This is a genomic window from Epilithonimonas sp. (assembly GCF_032054305.1).
Lineage (GTDB): Bacteria > Bacteroidota > Bacteroidia > Flavobacteriales > Weeksellaceae > Epilithonimonas.
Genome location: NZ_DAMBSX010000006.1, coordinates 124761 through 151124, shown reverse-complemented (window position 1 = coordinate 151124; position 26364 = coordinate 124761). Strand labels below are relative to the sequence as shown.

21 protein-coding genes are annotated in these 26364 nt (G+C 35.8%); 1 reads left to right on the top strand and 20 read right to left on the bottom strand.

Going from position 1 to position 26364, the window contains the following annotated elements; translation table 11 throughout:
- Positions 1-8: 8 nt before the first annotated feature.
- From RTX21_RS14105 to RTX21_RS14060, 10 genes are all read right to left on the bottom strand, one after another.
- Positions 9-1343 carry a trigger factor gene (locus RTX21_RS14105; protein ID WP_312768613.1) on the bottom strand — a complete coding sequence of 445 codons (1335 nt, stop codon included), beginning with the start codon at positions 1341-1343 and terminating at the stop codon, positions 9-11.
- A gap of 104 nt (positions 1344-1447) precedes the next feature.
- Entirely contained in the window at positions 1448-1957 is a 510-nt protein-coding gene (locus tag RTX21_RS14100) for a hypothetical protein (RefSeq protein WP_312768611.1), read from the bottom strand.
- A gap of 17 nt (positions 1958-1974) precedes the next feature.
- Positions 1975-3723 carry a hypothetical protein gene (locus RTX21_RS14095; protein WP_312768608.1) on the bottom strand — a complete coding sequence of 583 codons (1749 nt, stop codon included), beginning with the start codon at positions 3721-3723 and terminating at the stop codon, positions 1975-1977.
- A 194-nt stretch (positions 3724-3917) separates the two neighbouring features.
- A complete protein-coding gene (locus RTX21_RS14090) occupies positions 3918-4484 on the bottom strand; it encodes a hypothetical protein (protein WP_312768606.1) in 567 nt (188 codons plus the stop codon).
- 43 nt (positions 4485-4527) lie between these two features.
- A complete protein-coding gene (locus RTX21_RS14085) occupies positions 4528-6912 on the bottom strand; it encodes a TonB-dependent receptor (protein ID WP_312768604.1) in 2385 nt (794 codons plus the stop codon).
- 264 nt (positions 6913-7176) lie between these two features.
- The gene (locus tag RTX21_RS14080; RefSeq protein WP_312768601.1) at positions 7177-7536 is read right to left on the bottom strand and encodes a hypothetical protein; all 360 of its coding nucleotides are present in this window, start codon (positions 7534-7536) and stop codon (positions 7177-7179) included.
- Positions 7537-7705: 169 nt separating this feature from the next.
- Positions 7706-8734 carry a nucleoid-associated protein gene (locus RTX21_RS14075; RefSeq protein WP_312768596.1) on the bottom strand — a complete coding sequence of 343 codons (1029 nt, stop codon included), beginning with the start codon at positions 8732-8734 and terminating at the stop codon, positions 7706-7708.
- 134 nt (positions 8735-8868) lie between these two features.
- The gene (locus RTX21_RS14070; protein ID WP_312768594.1) at positions 8869-9270 is read right to left on the bottom strand and encodes a hypothetical protein; all 402 of its coding nucleotides are present in this window, start codon (positions 9268-9270) and stop codon (positions 8869-8871) included.
- Positions 9271-9282: 12 nt separating this feature from the next.
- Positions 9283-9822, bottom strand: coding sequence for a TlpA disulfide reductase family protein (locus tag RTX21_RS14065; RefSeq protein WP_312768592.1), 540 nt, complete (start codon positions 9820-9822; stop codon positions 9283-9285).
- A 6-nt stretch (positions 9823-9828) separates the two neighbouring features.
- Positions 9829-9957 carry a hypothetical protein gene (locus RTX21_RS14060; protein WP_312768589.1) on the bottom strand — a complete coding sequence of 43 codons (129 nt, stop codon included), beginning with the start codon at positions 9955-9957 and terminating at the stop codon, positions 9829-9831.
- A gap of 246 nt (positions 9958-10203) precedes the next feature.
- On the opposite strand from RTX21_RS14060, the gene RTX21_RS14055 reads away from it, so the two are divergent.
- Positions 10204-10518 carry a hypothetical protein gene (locus RTX21_RS14055; RefSeq protein ID WP_312768586.1) on the top strand — a complete coding sequence of 105 codons (315 nt, stop codon included), beginning with the start codon at positions 10204-10206 and terminating at the stop codon, positions 10516-10518.
- Between the two features lie 499 nt (positions 10519-11017).
- Here RTX21_RS14055 and RTX21_RS14050 read toward each other — a convergent pair whose 3' ends face one another.
- The 10 genes from RTX21_RS14050 to RTX21_RS14005 form a co-directional block, all read right to left on the bottom strand.
- The gene (locus RTX21_RS14050) at positions 11018-12091 is read right to left on the bottom strand and encodes an endonuclease (protein ID WP_002977387.1); all 1074 of its coding nucleotides are present in this window, start codon (positions 12089-12091) and stop codon (positions 11018-11020) included.
- A 266-nt stretch (positions 12092-12357) separates the two neighbouring features.
- Positions 12358-13155, bottom strand: coding sequence for a phosphatase PAP2 family protein (locus RTX21_RS14045; protein ID WP_002977383.1), 798 nt, complete (start codon positions 13153-13155; stop codon positions 12358-12360).
- Positions 13156-13298: 143 nt separating this feature from the next.
- Positions 13299-15359 carry a heavy metal translocating P-type ATPase gene (locus tag RTX21_RS14040; RefSeq protein ID WP_002977380.1) on the bottom strand — a complete coding sequence of 687 codons (2061 nt, stop codon included), beginning with the start codon at positions 15357-15359 and terminating at the stop codon, positions 13299-13301.
- 30 nt (positions 15360-15389) lie between these two features.
- Complete coding sequence (locus tag RTX21_RS14035) at positions 15390-15842, bottom strand: MgtC/SapB family protein (protein WP_002977378.1); 453 nt, start codon at positions 15840-15842, stop codon at positions 15390-15392.
- A 21-nt stretch (positions 15843-15863) separates the two neighbouring features.
- On the bottom strand, positions 15864-16976 hold the full coding sequence (locus tag RTX21_RS14030; RefSeq protein ID WP_260255230.1) for an LTA synthase family protein: 1113 nt from the start codon (positions 16974-16976) through the stop codon (positions 15864-15866).
- A 1006-nt stretch (positions 16977-17982) separates the two neighbouring features.
- Positions 17983-18876, bottom strand: a complete 894-nt coding sequence (locus RTX21_RS14025; RefSeq protein WP_002977374.1) for a cation diffusion facilitator family transporter — start codon at positions 18874-18876, stop codon at positions 17983-17985.
- A gap of 27 nt (positions 18877-18903) precedes the next feature.
- Complete coding sequence (locus RTX21_RS14020) at positions 18904-19782, bottom strand: bestrophin family protein (RefSeq protein ID WP_002977372.1); 879 nt, start codon at positions 19780-19782, stop codon at positions 18904-18906.
- 17 nt (positions 19783-19799) lie between these two features.
- Positions 19800-20543 (bottom strand): methyltransferase family protein, encoded by a 744-nt coding sequence (locus tag RTX21_RS14015; RefSeq protein WP_002977370.1) that lies wholly within the window; start codon positions 20541-20543, stop codon positions 19800-19802.
- 59 nt (positions 20544-20602) lie between these two features.
- Positions 20603-21916 (bottom strand): efflux RND transporter periplasmic adaptor subunit, encoded by a 1314-nt coding sequence (locus RTX21_RS14010; protein WP_002977368.1) that lies wholly within the window; start codon positions 21914-21916, stop codon positions 20603-20605.
- Between the two features lie 4 nt (positions 21917-21920).
- Positions 21921-26285, bottom strand: a complete 4365-nt coding sequence (locus tag RTX21_RS14005; RefSeq protein ID WP_002977367.1) for a CusA/CzcA family heavy metal efflux RND transporter — start codon at positions 26283-26285, stop codon at positions 21921-21923.
- Positions 26286-26364 lie beyond the last annotated feature (79 nt).

Below are 26364 nucleotides of genomic sequence, written 5' to 3'. Positions count from 1 at the left end.
GAGGAAAATTATTTCTTCAATACTTCAAGAAACTCATCGTGAGAGATTGCAGTTTCGTTTTTCTTAGATTTCTCCAAGATAACGTCTTTCAATTTCGCCATAGCAACTTCAGAAGAGATCTGTCTTACCTGATTCTCGTCTTTTAACATTTCTGCAGCATATTTTTGAACCTCATCATCACCTAAGTGGTGGATTCCGTAGATTGCCAACTGGTTTCTTACCAATTGCTCAGCTTGTCCAAGAACTTCTGAATAATCCAATTGGATCTCGTTATCGTTCATCAATTTCCCTTCAAGGATTTGTCCTTTGATAATGTTTTTCTCGTTTTCAAGGATTTCTTTTGCCTGGGCCTCAGAAGTGATATTTTGATTAGAGAACAACAACCATTTAATCAGGAATTCTTCTGGCAATTTGATTTCTTCTTTCTCGTTAACTTGCTCTAGAATTTTGTTTACGAAATGAACATCAGCATTTTGTTGGAAATACTCATCCAATTCAGTTTTCACTCTGGCTCTCAATTCTTCTTCTGTCGTAATAACATCCTTACCATAAACTTTGTCGAACAATTCTTGGTTAAGTTCTGCCAAGTTCAATCCGTAGATATCTTTTACAGTTACTTCAACCTCGTTATGATGAAGATGTTCTGCTTCTTCTTTGCTGAATCCTAATTGCTTTGCCAATTCCTCTTTAGCAGCAAGGTCTTCTTTAGAAATTTTTACAGAACCGTCTTTTTTCAATTTTTTAACCAAATCGTAAGCTTCTTTCTGTTCTTTAGAAACAGTTACGCTTTTTGGTGCGTGGTGATGCTCACCTTCTGCATCAGCTTCCACAACTTGAGAAATTTCTAAAGCGACGTAAGAATCCTTTCCTATTTTTTCTTCAGGAATTCTTTCCGCAAAACGCTTTTGCATATTTTCTACACTTGTAGAGATTTCTTTGTCAGAAGCTTCTACTTTGTAGTGAGGTGCTTCATACTTGGTCAGATCCACAGTGAATTCCGGCTCATATCCAACTTCAAAGGCTACAGATAGAGACTCAGCATTATGATTGAAATCATTAACAGGTTGAGGAACCGGTTGTCCAACCAATCTTAGTTTGTTTTCGTTTACATAACCGTTCAACGCTTCAGAAACCTGCTTGTTGATCTCTTCGAAAGCGATTCCAGCTTCATATTGTTTTCTTACCATGCTCAATGGCACTTTCCCTTTTCTGAATCCAGGAACCTGTGCATTTTTTGCATAGTTGATCAATTGCTTTTCTACTTTGTCCTTATAATCTGCTTTCTCCAATGTCACTGTAAGCAATGCACTTACCTCATCGTGGTTTTTAGCTGTAACGTTCATTAATTGAAATTTTTAGGTTGCAAAAATAGGCAAATTCTGAGGAACTTCAAAATTAAATACAGTCTTGATTTTTATAAAAAATCATAAAATTCAATTATTAATTTTTAAGAACCTTTCCAGAATGTCCAAACTGCCCCATTGAAAACTGCCAACATCTTTTTAGTTGTATCATAAACAATCATTCCAGGCGTTGGAGAAACGATATTGAGATGTGGATTAGCTACCTTAGGAAGGATCATTGCTCTATTGGTATCCTCCAAAACCAATATACCTGGAGTTGACGTAACAGGACCGAAAGAAACCTTTGCTCCAGTTTCTTCGACCAATCCGTCCTGCAATGTAGTATCGGCAATTCCATTAGTATTTACAGAAAGATCTTTCCATGCATTATTTACGTAGGCTTTTACTTTTTTGTCATTAACATCGAAAACCAAAGTTCCATTTACGACTCCCGAAACTGCATTTTCGCTCGTCACCCAAGGAAGAACCAGTCCTCTTTTTTCAGATCCAAACTCCATAGAAGATGAAGCAGATTCCAATTCAGTTTTGCCAATGGCGACTTGAGAAAAGCAAAGTCCATAAACAAAATTAAAGAGCAATAATTTTTTTTTCATTTTTGTTATGTATTTATTTAATCCGGGCAACTTTGTGTATTGAAACATTTCCAGCCAGACGCTGTTCCGTCCGTGTTGATCTGCAGGCAATTCAGTGTGGTATTATACACCATCATTCCTTCTTTCAGATCAAGAGTTGGTATTTGTCCCACTTGAGTTGTCGTTAATCTATTAATTACAAAACCCTTGGTCTTAGATTCTAAAACCATCCATGCACCTTTTCTTGTCTCCGGCCAGTTCGTATCTCCTGGACTCGCCCTGGTCAAAGACGTAATTCCGCTTGGAGATGGCAAAGCTGTTCCTGATGTAACCGCCGGTTTATAACAGACTGGATCACCTCCCGTTACATTTATAGTAACCGTTGCCGTGCTACAACTACTTGGTAAACTTACACGACATATCTGATAAGTAATAGTATAAGTTCCCGTTATAACGCCCGAGGCAACCTGAACCAACCCAGTAGATGTATTAAGTGTGACATTCGGGTTAGATGTAGAAATCTGTGTAAGAATCACATTGGAGGTCGTTGCGGCAGCCCCGTTATATTGTTCAAAATCATTAGCCAAGACGGAACTTGCTGAAGAAGAACCAGCATTGACAGCAAAAGTATCATTAGTCGCAACTGGCGGAAAGCTCCCATCCGTATTGGCACATAATCCAATATCAGTCGTTAAAGCAGCTCCACAAGTTCCTCCCGCAGAGCAATCGAATGTCACATTTGACAAAGCAGCCGTTGTCGTAGCTCCAGAAGTATTGATATAATTGGGCGCATTGGCAAAAATCGCGGTTGCACCTTGTGTCCCCGATTTTACCATTGTCGCCTCGTATTGCGAGTATCTTGTGAAATCCAGATCAGGTCCAACTTTGGCTCCGTTGGGATTGATCTGATTGAGAACATATACAAAACCTTTCTTTGAAGATGAGGCCGGTCCTTTGATGGTCGCACCATTAGGTTGCCAGGTTGTTATTTTCAAAAGTCCCTCATTATATATGGAAGATGTGCTCGATCCATTTATAGATCCTTTGGAATAAAATGTACCGTAATTCTCCAAACGACTGTTCGAACCCATATCCACAGTCCCTGTTCCTACATTGAAGGTTCCGGTATTTATAACTCTTCCACTGCTCAGATTATATCCCTGGGCCGTGTTCATCGTACCACAATTGATATAAGTGGTTGCATTACTGCTGCTGAAATTCTGTCCGACATTGATCGTCCCAAAATTTCTAAATGTGGTCGTTCCTGATATATTGATGTTACTTGTGATAGAATAAGTTCCATAATTATCTATAACGTTGGTAGCACCGTTATTTCCAAACCCCAAAACACCGACATCCACGACACCTCGATTGGTCAAGGTATTTGCAGTTCCGCTGAAAGTGAAATTATTATTTCCTGAAGTCCCGGACCTCATTGTTCCACCACTTGCAATATTGATGGTGAGATTAGAATTGATATTCGGATTTTGATTGAATTGCAATGTTCCGGCAATTTCAAAAGTAGCATTGCTTCCGTTGGCAGAATTGACATTATTCTGGATGACCAAAGTAGCTCCGGGCGCAATGCAGATCTTGGAGTTATTCTCAAAAGTAACATCACTCAAAGTTGTGTTTGTCGTGAAACAAACAACACTACCAGAAGAGAATGTATAGTTACCGCTTGCAGGGTTTGTAACCGTACAACTTGTACATTGGGAATAATAGTTTATTGACAGAAATAAAAGGAACAACAAGTATCCTCTGTTCTTAAAATAAATTTTAATCATCTCATTTTGTTTATGCTTGATAAAATCAAAACAATTTGATGGAGTGTGTTAATTTCCAACAAATAATTATCAAATTTAATAAAAAATTATCAATACAAACCATATAACATTCTGATTATGAACACGATTTAATATTATTCAAACCGTAAAAAAAAGAGACTATTAAAAATAATCTCTTTTTGTTTTTATTAATATTAATTGCTTAGTCCAAAAGTAGCCTCAGCATCTGTTTCCCCGCCGCTCACACTTCCCCAGGCAGTTCCATTCTGAGCCTCATTTGCAGAAGCAGGTTCGTGTATCAGTGTCAATTGTAATAATGGAGAAGAAGAATTTACTGTTTTTACAACATCCCATTTGGTTTTCAAACCTACCTTTCCTAATTTTCCTGTGGACTCCGGGCCATCTTCTCTTGTAAGATTGATAGTTGACCTTGGGAAATCAAAAATCAGGAAATGCTCATCCTTCGCATCTCTTATTTCTTTAGTCACTTCCTCGCTACCGTTCCAGAAAGTTGTTGTGACCTCATAAGATTTCCCGTCTTCCAGTTTGATCACTGGTGCAGCGGAACCAATGATGTAGTTATAAGGAATACTTTCAAGAGTCGTAAGGTTTTTCACATTCAAAGTAATTTTCGTCAGTTCCTCCTGCGGAAGGTCATCTTCGGCGGAATCGCCGTCTCTCTGGCAAGAAACCACATTAAAAATTAAAAATAAAACGGCTAAAAGACTCGCTAATTTTCTAAGATTGATTCTATTTTTCATTGTTTAAATTTTTTAATAATTGTTTGATTGTTTTAATTGATTTTTAAAATTTGTATCTGAGATTCATGATAAAATTTCGCCCCATGTCATTGGCAAAAAAACGCATTCTGTTCAGATAATCTTTGTAAGAAGTATTGAAAATATTATTAACCGAAAGGCCTGCAGAAAAATTCTTTGCTAAATCGATTCCCACTTGCGCATTCCAAAGCGAATAGCCTTTTGGTGGCGTACTGACATCCACGTTATGAGTCACCTCTTCTCCATCCACATAATCAGTGTACTGCAAATTATGAATCGGAAAACGCTTTTGAGTCATAGAAATTTTATTTTCAATATTCAGATAGAAACCATTCCATTCTTTTTTATTGAATTGTAAGGCGTTGGTAAAGTTCATTGGCATCATCAGGATCAGCGGTTCATTATTCGTTTCATCTTGTCCGTGGACATAAGCGCCTCGACCATTGTAAGCCCAATCATCCGTGATTTTCAAATTGACATCCAGGTCCACGCCATACATTTTCGCATTGATCTGCTGATAGATCCAAACCGGAAAAGTTCCCGCCTGGGTCAGTTGTAATGTCCCGTTCGGAACCTGGTTGATGAAATTTTTCGTGATGAAATAATAAGGATTTACCGAGATATCCAAACCTTTCAGAACATCCAACTTGGCATCTGCAATCAAGTTGAATTGATGACCTTCCTCATTTTTGATATTCATATTGCCTCTTTCGATAATTGCGGCAGAATGGTGTAATCCATCAGAAAACAACTCCGCAATATTAGGCGTTCTTCCCACTTTCGCATAATTGAATTTCAGATTAAATTGATTCGACGGATGATATTCCAGACCGGCGTTATACGACAGATTCTCATAGGTCAATTTTGGTCTCGTCAAAACCCTGTTGGCCTTGGTTCTCACATAAAATTGCGGAAACGTATCGGCATAATAATTTTCCCAGTCGCTTTTGTCGTACCATTTGGTCACGTCATAATAATTGTAATCATAGCGGATTCCGGCTTCAGCATTCAGCTCAGGTGTGATCTTGTATTTGAAAACCGAATAGATTCCCGCCGAATATTTATCATAGTTAGGAATCAGTCTTCTGGATTGCGTGGCTGGGTCAGAATAATTGTTCTGAAAACTCGCATCAATTCCCGTTTCCAAAGACCATTTCTCCCGCTCCAGCAAGTCATTGATATTAAACTGATGTGTCATCAAAGCCAGATCCAGTGACGGAATCGCACTCAGATCACCTCTTCTCAAATCAAATTCCTGTCGGTGATTGTACTGGAAACTATACGTCGCAGACACTTTCCCGATATTTTCAAATCGGTTAAAAGCTGAAACCTTCGCCAGATGATGCTCCACCAATTGTCTCGGATTATCAATATCATAACTGAAGTTCCCGGAGTACAAAGGAATCGGCGCATTCATCGCCTGCTCATAATCTCTCGGCGTAGAAACGTGAGAATCCCGCAAGATCCCAAGATTCTGATTCGTCAGATAATAATCGAAAGAGATTCCGTTTTTAAAAGTATTCCTCTGCAACGTAAAATTGAACGAAGAAAAATCCGAACCCGTGTTTTTCAGATGATAATCCGGTGCGCTTTGGTCGCCCAGTTTCTGCATATGTCCGCCTGTTTTCACAGCCCAGCCATTGCTCCAGACCTTGGCAAGATTTACATCCACGCCCAAACCTCGCCCGTTGGAAATTCCGGATAGCCCGACACTTCCTTTCAGCGTATCTTTCTTGGGAAAAATTTCCGGTTCCAGAACCACAACACCACCAATGGCATCACTGCCGTATCGCAGTGCCGAAGTACCTTTGATCACATCGATATGCTGGAAATTATTGACATCGATATTTGGCGCGTGTTCTACGCCCCACTCCTGCTCCTGCATTTTTACACCGTTGTTGATGATGGAAATCCGGCTGCCGTATAAACCGTGAATGACGGGTTTTACGATATTGTTTCCCGTTTTCAGACCACTGACACCAGAAATGTTTTTAAGAAGATTCCCCAGATTTTCTGTGGTATTTTTCTCGATTTCCGAGCGGTCAAGGGTTTTCACCACCATCGTTCCGTTATTTTTGTGAGTGCCGTGCAGCGTCACCGTTTCGATTTGGTTCACGTGATGCTCCAGACTGATGGTCAGATGCAAATCTTTATCCACCGACAAAGACTCAGAATAATCATCACAATCAGGATGCTTCGCGAGCAAAGTATAAGTTCCCGCAGAAACATTCTTGATTTTGAAATTGCCTTTCTTATCCGTTTTCACAGAATATTTTCCCAAAGAAACGGTGACATTTTCCAGCATCGTCTTGTCATGGAAATCCTGCACCACACCTTCTACAGCATAGCTCTGCGCAGATACTGATGCAAGTCCGAAAAAGACCAGCATCAGGTTAATAATATATTTCATTTGTAAAATGTATAAAGTAAAAGTACCGAGTACCTATGAAGTCATTTTGAATTGACGTCAGAACAATCTTTGGAACCTGAATCCTGCAGCCCGACCTGAACGGAGCTCTTTTTCTTTTTTGCCAAAAAAGAAAAAAGCGGGAGTGGAGGGCGGAAATAGCTGCCCAAATCAATCAGATATTGACAACCAACAATGCCGGAAGTCACCAAAGAAGTCTAATACAATTCAAAGAGATTCTCAATGGATTATTGAGAAAACTGAAATTTAAGAAAGTGCGGGTGGACCGCGGAGTTGGATGGTAGATTTGGTTTGTTCCCAAACTTTTTCCTGAGCAGAGATGATCTGCTTGGTTTCCTGTGTGTGGTTCTCAAAATGAAAAGTAAACACCTCCGGAACCAGCGTATTGCCCGTTGCCAAAAAATGACAGGCCAGACAGTCGCCCGATTGGTTGTTGGAAAGCTCCTTCGTGATAGACTTTTCTGTTTTTTTGGAACCTGAATCTTTGTAAAAAGATTCGCCCTTGTGGTTATGTAATTCTGAAGAAAACAAAACCACAAAAACATACATCGCGGTAAAAAATACCGAAATGATCTTTTGAAATTGTTTGTTTGCCTTGTTCAACATAGCCACAAAGGTAGAAATTTTTTGTAACTGAATCTACTATTATTTTAAATTCTAGAAATATTTAAACTTTAAAATAATTCCCATAGATTACCAGACTATGCAGATAATCCAAAAATCTGCCTAATTTGCCAGATCTGCGAGAGATACTTTCCTCGGAATATTACAAAGCCTATTTCTCTTCTTCGAAATATAATCTATAATATTTCCCTTTGTCATCCTGTCCCGTTTCCAATTTGTCCCGGTCACCGTGGATATAGATATGGAAATTTTTATCGAGTTTGATAATAGATTTGAAATGTCTCTGCTGTTTTTTGACCGCCTGATTGTTAATTGGGAAATCTTCCGAAATCGAAATTTGCATATCCTGCTCATAATCAGATTTGAAGTTGGAGAAACTTTCGATCACGTTATCATCCTGCAAAACTTCTTTGACGAAATCGTCATACTTGAACTCTTCTTTTTCTTTGAAGAAATTGATGGACTTATTCAGGAAATCGGCTTGGTCTGCTTTGGAAACTTCAAATTCCTCTGGCAATTTTTGGGTAATGAAATCTTTGTAAACAGACAAAGTTTCCTGCGTGTGGAAGTACTCGTTGTCCCGCTGTTTTACTTTAAGAAAGTCTTCGAACCAATAATAGATGTCGCCATTTTTGTTGTTATCTATCACAGACAAAACGTAGCCACTTTCTTTTTCGCTGTTATAGATCAACGCTGCTTTATCGATTTTTGTCAAGCTGATCCCGAAATCTCTTTCAATTTCAAAAGACTCGTCCTGAGGATTGATCTTCAGGAAACCTTCTCTCTTTTCAGTCTTGAATAGTCCGATAGAATCTGTCTTTTCACTTTTTCCATCTGCAGACTCAAAAACTTCGCCCTCAAAATAAACCACGAACAACTCGCCTGCCTGAACTCTCGGGTTTTCCGCCGCTTCGTAAAGATGTTTGGCAATGTTTTCAGACTCCCATTGGAACTTCGCCTGGTCTTCAAAGATCTCGGAAACAGAACTGTAAACAGGATTGTTCACCAAATAAGAATCACTGTAAAACTGAAACTGCTCCTCAGACTTGAAAGTATTGATAAAGTAATTCCCCAGCAATTCTTTCATCTCTTCATCCAGCTGAAGTTCCTGCTGAGAAAGCGTTAAAGACTCTCCATTGATTTTATTACCGACTCTGTGAACTGTGATTTTTGAAAACATTTTTTGTTGTTTAGGATTGCAAAGATAATTTATTCTAATGTTTTCTAACGAATGAAAATAATGTCATTGCGAGCGAAGTGAAGCAATCTTAATATTAGTAGCAAAAAATCCCCAAGCTCACACTCGGGGATTTTTCATTTATTAATTGTCATGATCGTTTCTTCCGAAACTTTATACTCTCCTTTCTGATAAATTTCTTTATTCAAAAGTATTTCATAAGTGTAAATACCTTTTGGAAAGTCATATATACATTCTTTAGATTCTTTCGGGACCACTAATGCTTTTTTAATTTCCTCATCTTCTATTTTTCCAACTAAGTTTACTGCAATTTTTTCATCCATTTTGTTTTTGAAGCAAAAACTATCTACTGTTTTTGCATTAGGATCAACAGATTTTCCATTTCCTTTGATTGCTGAAAAACCTTGTATCAATATGTTTCCAATAGCAATACCTTTGTCAAGACCTGTATTTTGGGATTTAAAAAAAAGAGGAATGAGCAACAAAAAAGCAATCAGTAGATAATTGTTTTTTGTCATTGTTTTTATTAATTATTTTAATGAACCGATAATTGAAGTGATTTCTTTTTTGTCCATAGAACCTTCGATCTTTTTTACGACTTTGCCACTTTTAATAAAATAAGTGATTGGAACTATTTCCGTATAAACAAGACTCTTCTCACTTCTATTTTCCAGGAAATTACGGATAGCCTTTCTGTAAGCTGCATTCAGAAGCGTGACATCCGGAAGTGACTTATTTTTCGCAAGAAAATTCTGTAACTTCTCGCTATCCTTATCTATAGAAAGTGTTGCAAATCTCACATCTGGAAATTCTTCCTGAAGTTCTAAAAATATTGGCATTTCTTCTACACAAGGTTGACACCACGTTGCCCATAAATTAATCACAGCTAATTGACCCGTAGAAAGAAACTGTTTATAAAAATTGCTGGATTTTATGTCATATTGATTATTAACCTCAATATCATCAGTTCGTTTTCCAAGATGTACACTTCCTATATCTACACCAACATTATATATTATAAATAAAGCGACTAGTAAAATCCCGAAAATTGTTAACAGTTTCTTTTTCATTTTAAATTAGTTTTTTATTGTAGAGAAATTCCTGATAACAATAAACCCATCTTCATTTACTTTATATTTCCCGGCTTTGATCATTATTTTTTCTCCAGCTTTTTTAGCTTCAGCAGTATTATTATTTAGTATCATATCAACTCAACATCTTTGACACTCAAATATATTTATATTTTCAGCTAGAAACAAATATTATTTAAATTAATATTCATATTGATAAGTCATTTAATTTAAATTATAAACAATCAACTACTATTATCATTAACAAAAACCACAACTTTATAAAATTATGATTGAATTCTAAAAATTGATAAGACATTATTAAAACAAATAATCACAGGTTCTCAGAATATTTTATCTTTGATACAAACCTTTATCAAAATGACCCCATTCTCCCCAAAATATATTCTATGCTTCTTTTTAATAATGACATTCTCTCTGTCGAAAGCCCAGACCATCGAGGAAGAAGTAGCGAAAAAATCCTGCGAATGCATCCAGACAAAAATATCTCCAGAAGGAACAATCTCCCCTGCAGAAACCAAAAGATGCATTTCCAAAAGCGGCGACGAAGTCTTGAAATCCAAAGACCCACAAGAAGTAAAAAGAATGACAAAGAATATGGAGAAGTTTACCGACAGATTAAAAACCGTTTATCAATTGATCGGAAAATGTTTGCCCAAAACCGATTCTCAATAAAAACATCAACTTTAATAACGATCTAAGCTTTTCTATAAATAAAAAACCCAGCAAAAGCTGGGTAAAAACTAATAACCATGAAAACTCAAATTAAACATGAGAATCGTTCCATTAAGAAACAATAAGCACGCCATGAAATTTTAAAATTTTTATAAAAACCGTTATAAATATGTTAAAAATCAATACGCTTATCCGAAGTAATATTTAAATTAGAACTCAAAAACTGCTATAAACATTTGTCTATAACGGTTTTATATTTTAATGATCAATTCTGATCAATAATTACTTCACCTCTTCTAATATAATAACTACTATAAATCAAATAGTTATATTTTTATGGTACAAATATGGTACAAAAAAGTTATTCTTTATTTATGTATTAAATATTTACACATAAAAACCTTCTCAACTAATGGGAGATATTATAATTTACAATCTAACCAATATTATAATTTTTTTGACTTAGAACAGTATTTTATAAATAATCTTTTTTATTGATTTATTTTATAATAAACTTTGTATTCAGATCGCCAGTTTTCAAAATATAAATACCCTTAGGAAGATCTGTAAGAATAATTGTATTATCTTTTTGAAATGGATTTTCAATTGTCTGTACTAATTGACCAGTCATATTATAAATCAAAGCAATTTTATATTGTCCTAGATTTTTTCCGCCTAACACATAAATCTTATTATCTTTTACGGGATTAGGAACGATCACAAGACTTTTTGACAAATCTACATCTGCAACTCCCATATAAGCACCCCAAATTAAAGCGACGAACTCAGGACGATCGATGTATGGATTTCTATTACCTTGGTAAGTGAATGCCGCATTATTTCTTGCTATCTCAAAAGGAGAAACAGGATCTAAATTATTCCACTCGAGTAATTGTTTTAATTCCCATGTCTGTAAGCCAGGGTAGGCTGTACTACCTAATATGTTTCCGCTGCTGAAACCTGATAGCTGCGTCTCGTATCTGGTTACAAAATATAATATCATTCTGGCAATATCACCTTTAAACTCATCAATTGGTTCAAAAACAGTCCCCGCATAACCTGCAGATACTGAACTTCCCAGTTTAGAACCGTTTAGTGATGTAAATGAGGTTGATCCTACTTTTCCAAAAGGATAATTTGATCGCATTCCGTTGACTTTTCCGTCAGTAGGTGTAACAAAATGGACATCAGATCTCATCGGTAAATTCTGATTAAATAAACTTTGCGGTACGACATGTTCTCGGTTGTAACAGTCTCCTTCAACACTATAATTTCCACATTGTTTGACTCCATGATTATAAATATATGGATCTGTTCCTGTCGGATTTTCAGAATACATATCCATTACAGTTCCATCATTTTCGTAGAAATAATCCCTATCTGTGCTTTGAAAAGCTGTCAGCAAATTGCCATAGCCATTATCTTGGTGGCCGTTGGTAATGATAGTTTTCAACTTTGACTTTAAAGAAGCTCCTGATAATCCCGCAGTGCCATCATAATAGTTTGACGGAGCCTGTCCATAAACAGAATTTAATACAAGGCTTACCAAAAGAGTTAGTACAAGTTTTTTCATTTTGATTTAAATAAAGGGTTAATATTATGGTTTAAAAAATTTGTTGATAATTTGTCATTTTCCGTCATTATGAGTGTGTGTTTTTTCCGAAGGATGCGAATGAATCTTAACATATTTGATATTAAAATTGTATACCTGATGAATTACCAAAAGGAGCATAAAAAGAAGCCAGCCAACAATAAAAAAAAGATCTTGAGAAGTAAGCCTGTGCTTACCTCTTCGAATAATTTTTCTTCTAAAACGTCGTTTAAATCCCATGTTCTAAATTAGAAGGTTATCTGATAATTAATCCCAAAAGTATTGCTATGACCATTCTTTTGATAAAGAGGGGCAAGCATAGAGACAGATTTTTTGTTTTTATTAGCTGATAAAAACATATTGATTTTCGGAAATAGCCAATAAGCTAATTCGGTTGAAAGTATTCCTACCCCAGCGCCCGCTACTACATCTGTTACCCAGTGTTTGTTATTAATAACTCTGTAAACACTTGTGAATATTGCAAATGGATATCCTGATAAACTGAGCCAATAATTACTGTCTCTATATTCTCTATACATAAACTGCGCTGTTGAAAAAGCAATTGCTGCATGCCCAGACGGAAAAGACATATTGTTGGATTTATCTGGGCGTTCTTCTCCAATTAAATATTTTGAAGGTATTACGATTGCTGTCGATATTAGCTGCGATGTTGCAAGAATAATTGTTCTTTCTCTTAAATTATGCTTGCCTTTCAAACCTGAAATATTAAATCCATAAACCATCACGGCAGGTATGAATTGGGTATAATTATCCAATGTAGAATTATGAAGATTATGGTCTTTTACTTCTTTTCGTACTCCTGCATCAAATTCTTTCATTTTAGGAATAGCGAAACTCATCGCTCCTATGGATATTAAACTTGTAGGGGCTATAAGTCTCTTATAACTAAAATTATTTTCAGGTTTTTGGACAGCAATCGTATCCCCAATTTTTTCACTTACTGTTAAGCTATCCTGTGCTAAAGCCAAATTGCATACTAGCATAAAAAAAAGAACTGGAATCTTATTTATAATATTGATTATCATTGCATTAATTGAAAAATTAGAGTAAATAGTTTTGTTGAATATTTTCAATAAACAACCTGTTCTCGGTTTGAGAACTTTATTTTAATTGATATTTGTTGGAACTTTTCTTAAGTGATTAGTGAAATTAGAATGCTATGTTATTTTTATTTGAAATTCATTCGTTGGATGCGTACAGCATTTAGAATTGCAATCAATGCAACACCTACATCTGCAAAAACAGCTTCCCACATTGTTGCCAATCCTCCGGCTCCAAGAATTAAAACAATTGCTTTGACCACAAATGCTAAAATGATGTTCTGCCAGACAATTCTTTTAGTTTTTTTGCCAATGTTAATAGCCATTGGTATTTTTGAAGGTTTATCATCTTGAATCACGACATCAGCAGTCTCAATGGTCGCATCACTCCCTAAGCCGCCCATGGCAATACCGACATCACTTAAAGCAACCACTGGGGCATCATTAACACCGTCACCAACAAATGCAACGCTCTCATTTTTGGATTTTATTTCTTTCACCTTGTTCACTTTATCCTCAGGAAGAAGGTCACCGAAAGCGTTGTCAATTCCTATTTGTTCTGCGACATATTTTACAACGCTTGTTTTGTCACCACTAAGCATTGTTGCCTTTACATTTAAATTATGTAACAGTTCTAAAGTTTTTTTAGCATCGTCTTTAATACTATCAGCGATAGTTATGTAGCCTGCAAATTTTTTATCATAAGCAATTGCAATAACGGTGTAAACAATTTTTGAAGGATCAACATCATATTGAATATTGAACTTATCCATAAGCTTGAAATTCCCTACGAGTATATCCTTACCGTTGATTACAGCTTTAAGACCATGACCTGCAATTTCCTCAGAATTCTCAACATTAATTGATGTATCCAAATCGCCAACATATTCGTGGATAGCAGTTGCCACAGGATGGGTACTCTTGCTCTCTACAACATTAACCATCTTAAGGATTTCATTTTTATCAAATTCTGATTTAATATCGACTTCCTGAACTTTAAATACTCCTTCCGTCATAGTACCGGTTTTATCCATCACAACATTTTTTATTTCGGCAATCTTATCTAGAAAATTACTGCCTTTAAATAAAATTCCGTTTCGACTTGCTGCACCAATACCTCCAAAATACCCTAAAGGAATTGAAATGACTAAAGCACAAGGACAAGAAATTACCAGAAAGATCAAAGCTCTGTATAACCAATCTCTAAAAATATAATTATCGACAAAAAAATATGGAATAAGACATATCAGTACTGCTAACACAACAACAATCGGAGTATAAACTCTTGCAAATCTTCTTATAAACAGCTCCGTAGGTGCCTTCTGCGCAGTCGCATTTTGAACCAATTCTAAAATCTTACTGAGTTTACTGTCCTCATAAGCTGTATTGATTTTTACCAAAGCAACACTATTCATATTAATCATCCCTGCAAGAACAGTCTCTCCTTTATTTTTTGTATCAGGTTTACTTTCGCCGGTTAGTGCTGCCGTATTAAAAGATGCTGAATCTGAAATAAGCTCTCCATCCAAAGCAAGTTTTTCTCCAGGTTTTAACTGTATGGTTTGCCCTATCTCTGCATTGGAAGCTTTAATAGTTTTTGTTTCGTTATTTTCAATAATTGTCACCTCATCCGGTCTTTGATCAAGAAGAGCTTTAATATTACTTTTTGCTCTTGTTACTGCTAGTGTTTGAAAAACTTCCCCTACAGCATAAAATAACATAACAGCTACACCTTCAGGATATTCACCAATTATAAAAGCTCCTATAGTTGCGATACTCATCAAAAAGAATTCAGAGAAAACATCACCATCCTTAATGCTTTCAAAAGCTTCTTTTAAAACAGGAAGCCCGACAGGGGCATAAGCTGCTGCATACCAAACAATACGAATCCAATCTTTAAACCAGTCTGGTTTAAAATAATTATCTAACGCAATTCCCAACAGAAGCAATAACAATGAAACTATTGCGGGAAGGAACATCTGAAAAGTACTCTTATCACTATTGTCATGATCGTGGTTATGTCCATCGTCATCGGAATGATGCTGTACTTCTTTCTTTACATTTGTTGAACAACAGCCATTATCCTCAACAATGAGTTTTTTGGCTCCTGCATCCTTATAAATCTTGCCTTCCTGAGGCGTACAGCAAAGCTGGTTACCTTGCTCATCGTAAGTGTGTTGATGTTTCATAGAAGTATATTTTAAGTGATTTTTAATTTTTTATTTTAAATTTTTACTTTGCTCCTTCTTTGCAATCCAGTTTTTATACCATTTGAATTTATTCAGGCTTAATACAAAAAGGGTGAGAACAGTTGCTAAAAATGACAATAAAAACATATTTAAGGCAAGAGCCGCTCCAATAGCTGACGCTGCCCATAGTGCTGTAGATGTTGTTAATCCCTGCATATTGCTTGATTTATCTTTTAATGCTAATCCAGCACTTATAAATCCAAGTCCTGCCGGAATTGCTGCAAGCATTCTGGCTATCGCTGATTTATCATCTGTAAGATGAGAGGCAACCGCAACAAAAAGACAAGATGCCAAGCAAAGAATAGCAAACGTTCGTATACCGGCATCTTTATGAGCTGCTTCTCTTTCATAACCTATAATGCTGCCGAATAATATAGATAGCAGCAATTTGCCTGAAAGAATAAGTTCAAATTTTATATCCATGTTGTATCTAACATTACTTGATTATTTTTGTTTCAAACCTTGATTTTTATAGAGATAATATGCAGTTTGATAATTTGCGACAGCCTTGTTAATATACTGATCAGAAAAAATCTTTGGTATCTGTTGATTTTGCGTTTTATTATATAAATAAGCTTCCACTTTCTGCTGAGGGCTCAATATCACAAGTTTATCGTTTTCCATATATCCCAACTTTTGATAGGTACTTACAAAAATTCTAGGAATATAATTGTCGCTCAAAACATTCTTACCATAAAGGTTACTTCTGTAGTTCCATCCCATTAAATCAAATAAAGTTGGATAAAGATCAATTTGTGAACACATTTTTTCAATTTTTAAAGAGTTTTGGTTCGGAAGATTTATAATCATTGCTGGGATATGATATTTGGAAATATCAATTTCATTTTTACCTGCGCTACTTGCGCAGTGATCAGCTACAATCACAAATACTGTATTTTTAAACCACGGCTTACTTCTAGCTTTTTTAAAGAATTGTCCGATAGCATAATCTGTATATTTTATTGCACCTTCCCTACCCGAACCGGATGGTATATCAATTTTGCCATCAGGATATGTAAACGGACGGTGATTGGAAGTGGTCATCACAAAATCATAAAAAGATTTTCCTTGTTTATATTTCTGGTCTGCCTGTTTAATCACTTGATTGTATAAATCTTCGTCACAAATCCCCCATGCATTTTCAAACGTAATTTCTTTCTGGTTGATCGGCGTCCTCAATGCCTGATAGTTTTCTTTTGCCAAAGGATTTCTCTTCTTATCTATAATATCATATCCGTTATTTCCAAAATATTTATTCATATTATCAAAATATCCATCTCCTCCATAAATAAATGTGTTATCGTAACCTTGTGCACTAAAAATTGAGCCTATAGTTGTAAGATGATCATTATCTTCTCTTCTGACAATACTGTTGCCTGGCGTTGGTGGGACAGCTAACGACAAAGCCTCCATTCCACGCACTGTTCTGGTTCCTGTAGCATACATTTGTGAGAATAAAATGCCACCGCCGGCTAAAGAATCTAAATTTGGAGTAAGCCCTTGTTTATTCCCGAAAGTACCCATAAAGTCCGCGCTGAAACTTTCCATTGTTATCATTATAACATTTGGCTTTATAAGATTTTGTTTGCTGGATATTTTTCGTTCTATAGAAAGGTTATTTGAGAAAAATCTTTGATTATCGTTCAAATCAGTTCTAACTATTTTAAAAGCGCTTTCGTTATCAATTAGTTTGTAAAAATGATCGTAATTGATTTCATTGTTTTTATAGGCGGAGAAAAACGAATAAATTCCTGCCTTAGAAATTTCATTTTGATAACGATTGACACTTTTATCTGCTAAACTATTACTGATAAACAAAGAGTATATTATGGTAAGGCAGAAAAATCCTAAAAAAACAATTAGTCTAACCGAAAATTTATGTTGTCCGTTAAATGAAAAAAAGAATATTTTGCTTTTGTAAAACAAAATAAATATTAAGGTCATAAGCAGAAGTATCGATGATATCAAAACGGGTAAAGGGTAAGACTCATTTATGTTATTAATAACTTCGTAAGTATATACCAAATAATCTACAGCAATAAAATTAAATCGGCTCTCAAACTCCTGCCAAAATGTAACCTCGGCAAAAAATGAAAATAAATGTATAAGAAGAAAAATAATAAAAGTGCTGTAGGTAATAATTTTATTGAATAAAGACCTTATGTATTTCTGAGGAAAAATCAATAGATAAAAACTGTATGGTAGCAGAAAGAATAATCCAACTCCAAAGTCAAACAAAAATCCCAGAAGAAAAATTTTCATTATAGGTAACAGAGATAAATCAGCCTTTTGAAAACTGACTGCTAAAAATCCAAATCGGAGAAGTAAAGACGATACCAGATAAAATAAAAAAGAATAAACCAGTAATGTGTAATTGCCCCAATAGTTTTGTTTTAATTTCATATATCTAAATATTTGAAATGATTAATTGCGTAAAAAAATACGTAAGTATGTAATTCATCTTGAATAGACCCAGATTTTTATAATTCATAGTCTATTTGATGTTTTAGAAATTTTCCCATTTACTTATTTCATCTATTAATGCAAGATGGCACAACTGCTATTATAGATGAACCTCCCCCTCTTGGTGCCCTTCAGTTTCAATTTGGAATGTAGTATGGCTAATTTTAAATTCAGAGGTGGCTTTATCTGACAAATTTTTCAAAAGTTTATTGAGATCTTCCTGATGGTCGGCTACTACGTGGGAACTCATCGCATTAACGCCGGAAGTCAATGACCAAACGTGGAGATCATGAAGTTTAATAACTCCTTTTACAGATTCCAAAGAATTTCTAAGCTCTTCTATATTGACATCTTTTGGAGTTCCTTCTAATAAAACATTCACAGCTTCTTTCAAGAGCTTCCAGGTTCTCGGAAATATTAATAACCCTATCACAGCGGAAATAAGGGGATCAGCATAATACCATCCTGTCGTCAACATAATAACTCCGGCAATCATTACTCCTACTGAGGTAAGCGCGTCAGAAAGAACCTCAAAGTAGGCACCCTTCATATTTAGGCTTTCACCTGAATCTTTTCTAATAATCATGATTCCGATAATATTCACCAGCAAGCCTATTCCGGCAACGATCATCATAGCTGTGCTCTGTACTTCAGGGGGATTTTTGAACCTTTGCCATGCTTCAAACAATACATATACAGAAATTCCCAACAGAACTACCGCATTGATTACTGCCGCCAGAATTTCTGTTCGGTAATAGCCGAATGTTTTCTGTGCATCGGCTTTTCTTTCACCAATTTTGATTGCTATAAAAGCAAGGAATAATCCGACCACATCAGTAAGCATATGAGCTGCATCGGCAAGTAGCGCAAGACTTTTAGTAGCTAAACCGCCAATAACTTCGGCAATCATATAAGTGCCACTTAAACATAAGACAATTAAAAGATTTCTTTTATGTTTTGCAGAAGCCGAAATATTTTTATTCTGATCGTTCATAACACTAAGATTTGTATTAGATTAAGCCTACATTTCATAATAGCTTGTACTCACTTCTTTAACTGGTACATTCTTCTCTCCGATCATTTGCAAAAGATTGATTTCAATTGTTTTTGCTAATGATGTCATTGGAGTATCTACCGGTGTATTTTCAAAGGGGTCCTGCATTATGATTGCTGTTTTCTCAATAGCTATAAAAATCACAGGTACAATAATTGTCGTGGCAATCTCAACACCAAGTTGTGAGTCTTCCAGTCCAAATGGCAGAAGAAATGCAAAAACGTAAATCAATGTATGCAGCAAAATGCTGTAGGCACGAGGGAAAACAGTATTTTTTAAACGCTCACATTTTCCCATACTGTCACAAAACCTGATGACCATATCGTTCATCTGTACCAATTTGTATTCAGATAAATTCTCCTGTTCTGCCAATTTCCTAAGGTGATCAGAATGTTTATCTAAAAGGGCATTGGGAATATTTAAAGCATTGATGTTTTGCGATTCTAAGTATTCTCTTACTCTTATTGAAAAAGGTACTTTTCTTAAACTTTCTCCTAAAGCATTCAGCCAGATGATATGTCGTTCTGCAAACTCAGATGTATCGTTTTCTGAGTTAGGGAAAAATTGTTTTATTAATCTCATAAATGATCTTGAATCATTCACAATAGCGCCCCAAACGGTTCTTGCTTCCCACCATCTTTCATAAGATTGTGCAGTCCTGAATGCTAAAAGTAAAGAGACAGCAGTTCCTAAAAGTGCAGGAATACTCAATGGTATGGTAATTTTTTTCAAAAAATCAATGTCGTCTAAAAAGCCTATTAGAAAAGCAAAGCTGACAATCAAAACGATCTGAAATTTAATCTGTTTAACAAAATACCAAACCGAAATTCTTTTGTTTAAAAGCATAATTGAGGATTTTTTAATTATTGACTAAATTTATTTTGCAACATTGTTTTACGTTTTTTTATTACTTTTAAAATAATGTATAGAATCATAGTAAGAATACAGCCTACAATAAAAATCATATTATAATGCGTATGTCTTAGGATAATTTCTCCGGTAATTTCAAAAACAGTAAAAATCAGAAACATGGCAAAAAGTCCGTTTTTTTCTTTTAATAGAACTTTTTTTAAACTGAAGCTAAGATGAGTATTTCTGAAAAGGTATAAATTCGGTATAAAAACCGGTACTTTATCAGCCCACTTAGTATATTGCTCTCCAAATTTTCTTTCTAAAAATTGCTCTTCAGCAAAAACAATCCTTTCATAATAGACCCAATAAAAAAACACAAATGAAATTACAAACCACAGATTTTCAGTAAACATCGCAAGCCCAAGCCACATAAAAAAATTACCTAAGTACAATGGATTTCTGGTTGTACTGTAAATACCTGTAGTGTTTAATTCATCTGCAACCTGCCCTGCTTTTGTATTTCTTCCTGAAGTATTATGCGGAGTAAAACCAACAGTATACACTCTTATAATCAAACCTAAAATGCTTACAGCTAAACAAAGCATCTCAAAGAAAAGTGAACAATCATTATCGTTTTTCAGCAAAACATTTTGGATAAAAACTCCTAAGCCAAGCGCCAGAACGATAATCGGCAAAAAACTTCTGTATCTGAACAGCCAATTTCCCTGGGTTTCTAATTCTTGTTTTAAAGGCATAACTAATATTTTTAAAATCAAGTGAAATCAAGATAGGATTTCACTTGATTATTGATTAATTAATGTCCGTGGTCTCCTGCATTAGAAAGCTTAGCATTCACGAAGAATGCGCCTTTTACCACAATTTTTGCATCAGGTGCAATTGCACTCACAGGCGTAATCGCTGTGTAACCCATATCTGAAGTCCCTTTTACCACTTCAATTTTTTCAAAATTCATTTTCTTAGCCTGCTCCTTTGCATGGTTTCCTGCTTCGGTTTCATTTTTGTGACCGTGTTCCGCCTCTCCTTCATCATGCCCGTGACCATGATCGTCATCTCCTTTTTCTTCAGCGTGCTCTTCCACTTTTTTAGAAGTTTGTACAAATACATAGAATTTACCATCGGCTTCTACAATAGCTTCATTTGGAACGGCGGGAGTTTGTGAATTTCCAAGGCTTACATTTCCTGTAATATTCATTCCGTCAATCAAGCCAGCTTTGTTCCCGGTAACCATTGCATGAACTGAAATCGTTTTACTTTCATTTTCAAAAGATGATCCGATGCTGTACACTTTTGCATTAAAGGTTTCTTCCGGATTGTTGGTGAGCTTAAACTGCACAATCTGACCAACTTTCATTTTGGGAAGATCTCTTTCAAAGACTTGTAAATCCAAATGAATTGAGCTGTTATCGATGATCTCCAAAACCGGTGACGATACATCAACATAACTTCCTATCTGTGCATTAATCGTACTAACTGTTCCGCTGATTGGCGATGTAATGACCAAGCCTGATCTTAGGTTTCCATTGCTTACTTTCCCAGGACTGATTCCCATTAGCTGTAATTGTCTTTGTAACGATGATCTCTGGGTTCTTAAACTTTTTAGCTCCGCATCAGAACTTTGCAGATTCTTTTTTGCTCCGGCATCATTGTCAAAAAGCTCCTTTTGCCTTCTGAATTCCTGCTCTGCATAAGTTATTCTGCTGTTAATAGTCAGATATTGTTCCTGTAACTGAATGTATTCAGGGTTACTGATTGTAGCAATAACCTGTCCCTGTCTTACATAATCTCCTATCTGAACGGTTAATGTCTTAATGACACCTCCATACAGTGAAGTGACCGTTGCCTTTCTGTTATTGGGTACACGAAGAACACCATTTGCCTTAATAGTTGAGGCTAAATCTTTCATTTCTAAAGTTCCAAGACTGATTCCTACAGATTTCATCTGTTCTTCAGTCAGTTCCGCAATAGTTTGCGGAGCTTCTTCGTGACTTTCTTCTGCCTGTTCTGTTTTTGGTTTCTCTTCTCCTTCTGCCGGAGCATCTTTTTTTCCACAGCTGACCGCTAGAATAGAAATTAAGGCTAGAGATACAATGCTATATTTGATTTTCATTTGTCTATTTATTGATGATTGAATTAATGATAACTACAGATTCGTTGACCTGTTGAATAGATTCCAGGTATTTAAGCTGAATATTGGTGGAAGTCTGCAGTGCAAAAAGATATTCTACATAAGAAATTTCTCCTGTTTTATAACCTAATTGTCCTGCTTTGGCAATTTTCTCAGCATTTGGAATCGCTTGATTAACGTAGTAGTCATACTGATTAACATTTTGCTGATATTGATTAAATGCATTTTGCAATTGCGCTTCAAGCTGCTTTTGCTGGAATTTTGCATTTGATTCTGCCATTTGTCTCTGATATTCATAAGACTGGATTCTTGCTTTCGTAGCTCCAAATGTCAAAGGAATAGAAACACCAATTGTTGCCGAATGAAACCTGTTTCCTCCATTGAAATACTGATCCATCCCGTTGATGGTTTGAAATCCTATCAATGACTGATTAGTATATCCGATGGTAAAGTCAGGAAGTCCCAAAGATTTTTCAACTTTCTTATTTTTTTCCGCAATCTGCATTTCCTGATAAAAAGCTTTTACGGTAGGATGCTGTGCAATGGCACTGCTGTCTAAAACATATTGTGCTTGTAGCGGATGATAGTTCTGATCAAATGGAACTGAAATATCCTCTTCAATATTTAGCAATGTTTTTAAATTTTTATAGGCATTGGTAAGATAAACCTCATTCTGTTTAAGCAATAAGTTGATTTCCCCTCTCTGTGTTTCAGCTGTATTGATTTCAATTTTTTTAATATCTCCGGCTTTAAACCTAACCGTTGCAACTCTGATAAAGTCATTGTATAAACTATCCAGATTGCTAAGCTTGGATTTATTAAATTGTAAATACTCAATTTGATAATAATACGTTCGAACCTGTTTCGCTAATTCATTCATAGAAACTTCCCTGTTGATTTGCTTTCCTTTAATCTGTTCCGCAATCAACTCTTTTCTTGCTTTGAACAAAGTTGGAAATGGAATCGTTTGGGAGATCGAAAATGATTGGTCAAATTTCTTAGAGTTATACTGCCCCAATTGAGCATCCACATTCATTTTCGGGAGCTCTTTGGACGTTGGAATCAATGCCTGTGTAGCTTTAATATCCAGATCTCTCGATCGGATTGATTGATTATTCTCAATAGCAGTACGTGTAGCTTCTTCGACTGTTATGGTTCTTCCCTGTTGTGCACTAAAAGTCTGTCCTAAAAATAAAAATCCTAAAACCACAATGGCGGTTACCGATTTGTTATTGATCTTTTTTAAATTAATCTTGGTATTAAAAATAATATACAACATTGGTAAGACAAATAATGTTAAGAAAGTCGCCGTAACCAAACCTCCGATAACAACTGTCGCCAAAGGTTTTTGCACTTCAGCTCCTGCACCTGTAGAAATAGCCATCGGTAAAAATCCTAATGAAGCTACTGTTGCAGTCATTAAAACAGGTCTTAATCTTGTTTTTGTACCTTCCATTACTCTTTTCAGAATATTGGTCTCGCCTTCCTTTTCCAATTGATTAAATGTTCCAATCAATACAATTCCATTCAAAACGGCAACACCAAATAAAGCAATAAAGCCAATTCCGGCACTGATACTGAATGGCATATCTCTCAATAATAATGCGAATACACCACCAATCGCACTCATAGGAATAGCCGTAAAAATTAAAGTGGCTTGCTTAAATGAATTAAATGTAAAATAAAGCAGCATAAAGATTAAGAATAGCGATACTGGAACTGCAATCATTAATCTCTTACTTGCTGCCTGAAGATTCTCAAATTGACCTCCATAGGTAAAATAATATCCTGCAGGAAGTTTTACTTCTTTATCGAGCTTTGATTGTATGTCCTTAACTACACTTTCAACATCACGGTCTTTCACATTGAAACCTATTACAATCCTTCTTTTTCCCGCTTCGCGGCTGATTTGGGCAGGCCCTAATTTGTAACTAATATTAGCAACCTGGGCGAGTGGAATTTGCGTTCCAGAGGCAGTAGAAATCATTAGATTACTAACATCGTCAATATTTGTTCTGTGTAAACTGTCTAATCTTACAACCAGATCGAACCTCCTTTCATTTTCAAAAACCTGACCTGCTGATTTACCTGCAAAAGCTGTACTTACTGCATTATTAACGTCTTCAATGTTTAATCCGTAATTGGCCATTCTGGTTCTGTCATACTCTACGTTAATCTGAGGGAGTCCGCTTACACGCTCAATTTGGGGAGATGTAGAACCTTTAACAGACTGTATTACCTTAGCAGTCTTATCAGCATAAATTGCCAGAGAATCTAAGTTTTCACCAAAAATTTTAACTGCAACATCTTGTCTAATACCTGTCATTAACTCATTGAAACGCATTTGGATAGGTTGGTTCTTTTCAAAGAAAACTCCAGGAATCACTTCTAATTTCTCTGAGATTTCATCAGCGAGTTCGTCATACGTTTTCTTTGTTTTCCATTCTTTCTGAGGTTTCAAGATAACCATCATATCAGTAGCTTCCGGTGGCATTGGGTCGGTAGGTACTTCAGCAGCGCCAGTTTTACCAACAACCATTTTTACCTCATCAAACTGTTTTATAATTCTTGAAGCCTGCATTGAAGTTTCAATACTTTGATTTAAGGAACTTCCTTGTGGAAGGATACAGTGGAATGCAAAATCGCCTTCCTGCAACTGAGGTATAAATTCACCACCCATTCTCCCAAAAACAAATATTGCTACAGCAAAGAGAGCTACGGTTCCTCCAACCAGCCAATATTTTATTTTTAATGCTTTTTCCAATAAAGGCTGATAAACTTTCTGAATTCTGTTCATCATTTTATCAGAGAAATTTTCTTTGTGGCTCATCTTTTTTGATAAGAATAAAGCACTCATCATCGGAATATAAGTCAATGATAAAATCAGAGCGCCCAAAATAGCAAATCCCACAGTTTTAGCCATAGGCGTAAACATTTTACCTTCTACTCCCACCAATGTTAAAATCGGAATGTATACAATTAGAATAATGATTTCTCCAAATGCTGCACTACTTCTGATTTTGGATGCAGAAAGAAAAACTTCTTCATCCATTTCTGCTTGGGTAAGCATTTTTTTTGATTTATTCAAGCCTAAATGATGTAAGGTAGCTTCCACAATAATAACTGCCCCATCAACAATAAGCCCGAAATCAATCGCTCCTAAACTCATCAGGTTAGCACTCACACCAAACACATTCATCATTCCTAATGCAAACAGTAATGATAATGGAATAGCTGATGCTACAATTAAACCTGCTCTTAAATTACCCAAGAAGATAACAAGTACGAAGATGACAATGAGTGCACCTTCAATTAGGTTTTTTTCTACTGTGTCGATTGCTCTTCCAACCAGGTCGGTTCTATCTAAATAAGGTTCAATTACAACGTCTGCAGGAAGAGATTTTTGTATAACTGGTATCTTTTCTTTAATTCTGTTCACCACTTCATTACTGTTGGCTCCCTTTAGCATCATAACAACACCTCCCACAGCATCGACCTGACCATTAAAAGTCATTGCACCATATCTCACAGCACTTCCCAGACGCACTTCAGCAACATCTTTTATGAAGATTGGAACACTGCCCGTATTATTTTTAACTACAATGTTCCCTGCGTCTTCTAAAGATGTTACCAAACCGATTCCACGGATAAAATATGCATTTGGCTTTTTATCAATATAAGCACCTCCTGTATTCTGATTATTTTTTTCGAGAGCGGTAAAAATATCAGATATACTTACGCCCATCGCTCTTAATCTGTCTGGATTTACAGCGACCTCGTATTGTTTTAACTGACCGCCAAAACTGTTGATCTCTGCAACTCCAGGTGTTCCATTAAGCTGTCTTCGCACAATCCAGTCCTGCATTGTTCGCAGTTCTTTAGCATCATACTTTTTCTCACTGCCTTTTTTGGGATGCAGGATATATTGATAAACTTCTCCAAGTCCAGTACTAACAGGGGCAAGTTCAGGAGTTCCAACACCTTGGGGAATTTCTTCTTCTGCTTGTTTTAATTTTTCAGTAACCAGTTGGCGAGCAAAATAAATATCTACCTCTTCTTTAAAAACAACTGTAATCACTGATAGACCGAATCTAGAAATACTCCTAGTTTCCTCAATATCTGGTACATTTGCGATACTTTGTTCAATTGGGAAGGTAACAAGTTGTTCTACTTCCTGTCCAGCAAGTGTGGGACATACTGTGATGATCTGCACCTGATTATTGGTAATATCCGGTGTAGCATCAATTGGCAGTTTGGTTGCGCTCCAAACTCCCCAAATAATCAATAACAAGGTCATGATACCAATGACAATCTTGTTCTTGATACTAAATCTTATGATTTTATCTAACATTGAATTTAATTTTTATTGGATTGCCCAAAGTTAAAATCAGTATAAAACTGAATTTAAAAGATGATGCAAAGATGAATAG

What these genes read in the sequence shown, in the direction of transcription:
- RTX21_RS14095 (WP_312768608.1), bottom strand. Translation starts at nt 3,723, where the DNA reads ATGATTAAAATTTATTTTAAGAACAGAGGATACTTGTTGTTCCTTTTA.
- RTX21_RS14065 (WP_312768592.1), bottom strand. Translation starts at nt 9,822, where the DNA reads ATGAAAAAGAAACTGTTAACAATTTTCGGGATTTTACTAGTCGCTTTA.
- RTX21_RS14010 (WP_002977368.1), bottom strand. Translation starts at nt 21,916, where the DNA reads ATGAAAATCAAATATAGCATTGTATCTCTAGCCTTAATTTCTATTCTA.
- RTX21_RS14030 (WP_260255230.1), bottom strand. Translation starts at nt 16,976, where the DNA reads ATGATAACAATGGAAAGTTTCAGCGCGGACTTTATGGGTACTTTCGGG.
- RTX21_RS14035 (WP_002977378.1), bottom strand. Translation starts at nt 15,842, where the DNA reads ATGGATATAAAATTTGAACTTATTCTTTCAGGCAAATTGCTGCTATCT.
- RTX21_RS14055 (WP_312768586.1), top strand. Translation starts at nt 10,204, where the DNA reads ATGACCCCATTCTCCCCAAAATATATTCTATGCTTCTTTTTAATAATG.
- RTX21_RS14085 (WP_312768604.1), bottom strand. Translation starts at nt 6,912, where the DNA reads ATGAAATATATTATTAACCTGATGCTGGTCTTTTTCGGACTTGCATCA.
- RTX21_RS14050 (WP_002977387.1), bottom strand. Translation starts at nt 12,091, where the DNA reads ATGAAAAAACTTGTACTAACTCTTTTGGTAAGCCTTGTATTAAATTCT.
- RTX21_RS14005 (WP_002977367.1), bottom strand. Translation starts at nt 26,285, where the DNA reads ATGTTAGATAAAATCATAAGATTTAGTATCAAGAACAAGATTGTCATT.
- RTX21_RS14015 (WP_002977370.1), bottom strand. Translation starts at nt 20,543, where the DNA reads ATGCCTTTAAAACAAGAATTAGAAACCCAGGGAAATTGGCTGTTCAGA.
- RTX21_RS14045 (WP_002977383.1), bottom strand. Translation starts at nt 13,155, where the DNA reads ATGATAATCAATATTATAAATAAGATTCCAGTTCTTTTTTTTATGCTA.
- RTX21_RS14070 (WP_312768594.1), bottom strand. Translation starts at nt 9,270, where the DNA reads ATGACAAAAAACAATTATCTACTGATTGCTTTTTTGTTGCTCATTCCT.
- RTX21_RS14105 (WP_312768613.1), bottom strand. Translation starts at nt 1,343, where the DNA reads ATGAACGTTACAGCTAAAAACCACGATGAGGTAAGTGCATTGCTTACA.
- RTX21_RS14020 (WP_002977372.1), bottom strand. Translation starts at nt 19,782, where the DNA reads ATGCTTTTAAACAAAAGAATTTCGGTTTGGTATTTTGTTAAACAGATT.
- RTX21_RS14100 (WP_312768611.1), bottom strand. Translation starts at nt 1,957, where the DNA reads ATGAAAAAAAAATTATTGCTCTTTAATTTTGTTTATGGACTTTGCTTT.
- RTX21_RS14060 (WP_312768589.1), bottom strand. Translation starts at nt 9,957, where the DNA reads ATGATACTAAATAATAATACTGCTGAAGCTAAAAAAGCTGGAGAAAAA.
- RTX21_RS14040 (WP_002977380.1), bottom strand. Translation starts at nt 15,359, where the DNA reads ATGAAACATCAACACACTTACGATGAGCAAGGTAACCAGCTTTGCTGT.
- RTX21_RS14090 (WP_312768606.1), bottom strand. Translation starts at nt 4,484, where the DNA reads ATGAAAAATAGAATCAATCTTAGAAAATTAGCGAGTCTTTTAGCCGTT.
- RTX21_RS14075 (WP_312768596.1), bottom strand. Translation starts at nt 8,734, where the DNA reads ATGTTTTCAAAAATCACAGTTCACAGAGTCGGTAATAAAATCAATGGA.
- RTX21_RS14025 (WP_002977374.1), bottom strand. Translation starts at nt 18,876, where the DNA reads ATGAACGATCAGAATAAAAATATTTCGGCTTCTGCAAAACATAAAAGA.
- RTX21_RS14080 (WP_312768601.1), bottom strand. Translation starts at nt 7,536, where the DNA reads ATGTTGAACAAGGCAAACAAACAATTTCAAAAGATCATTTCGGTATTT.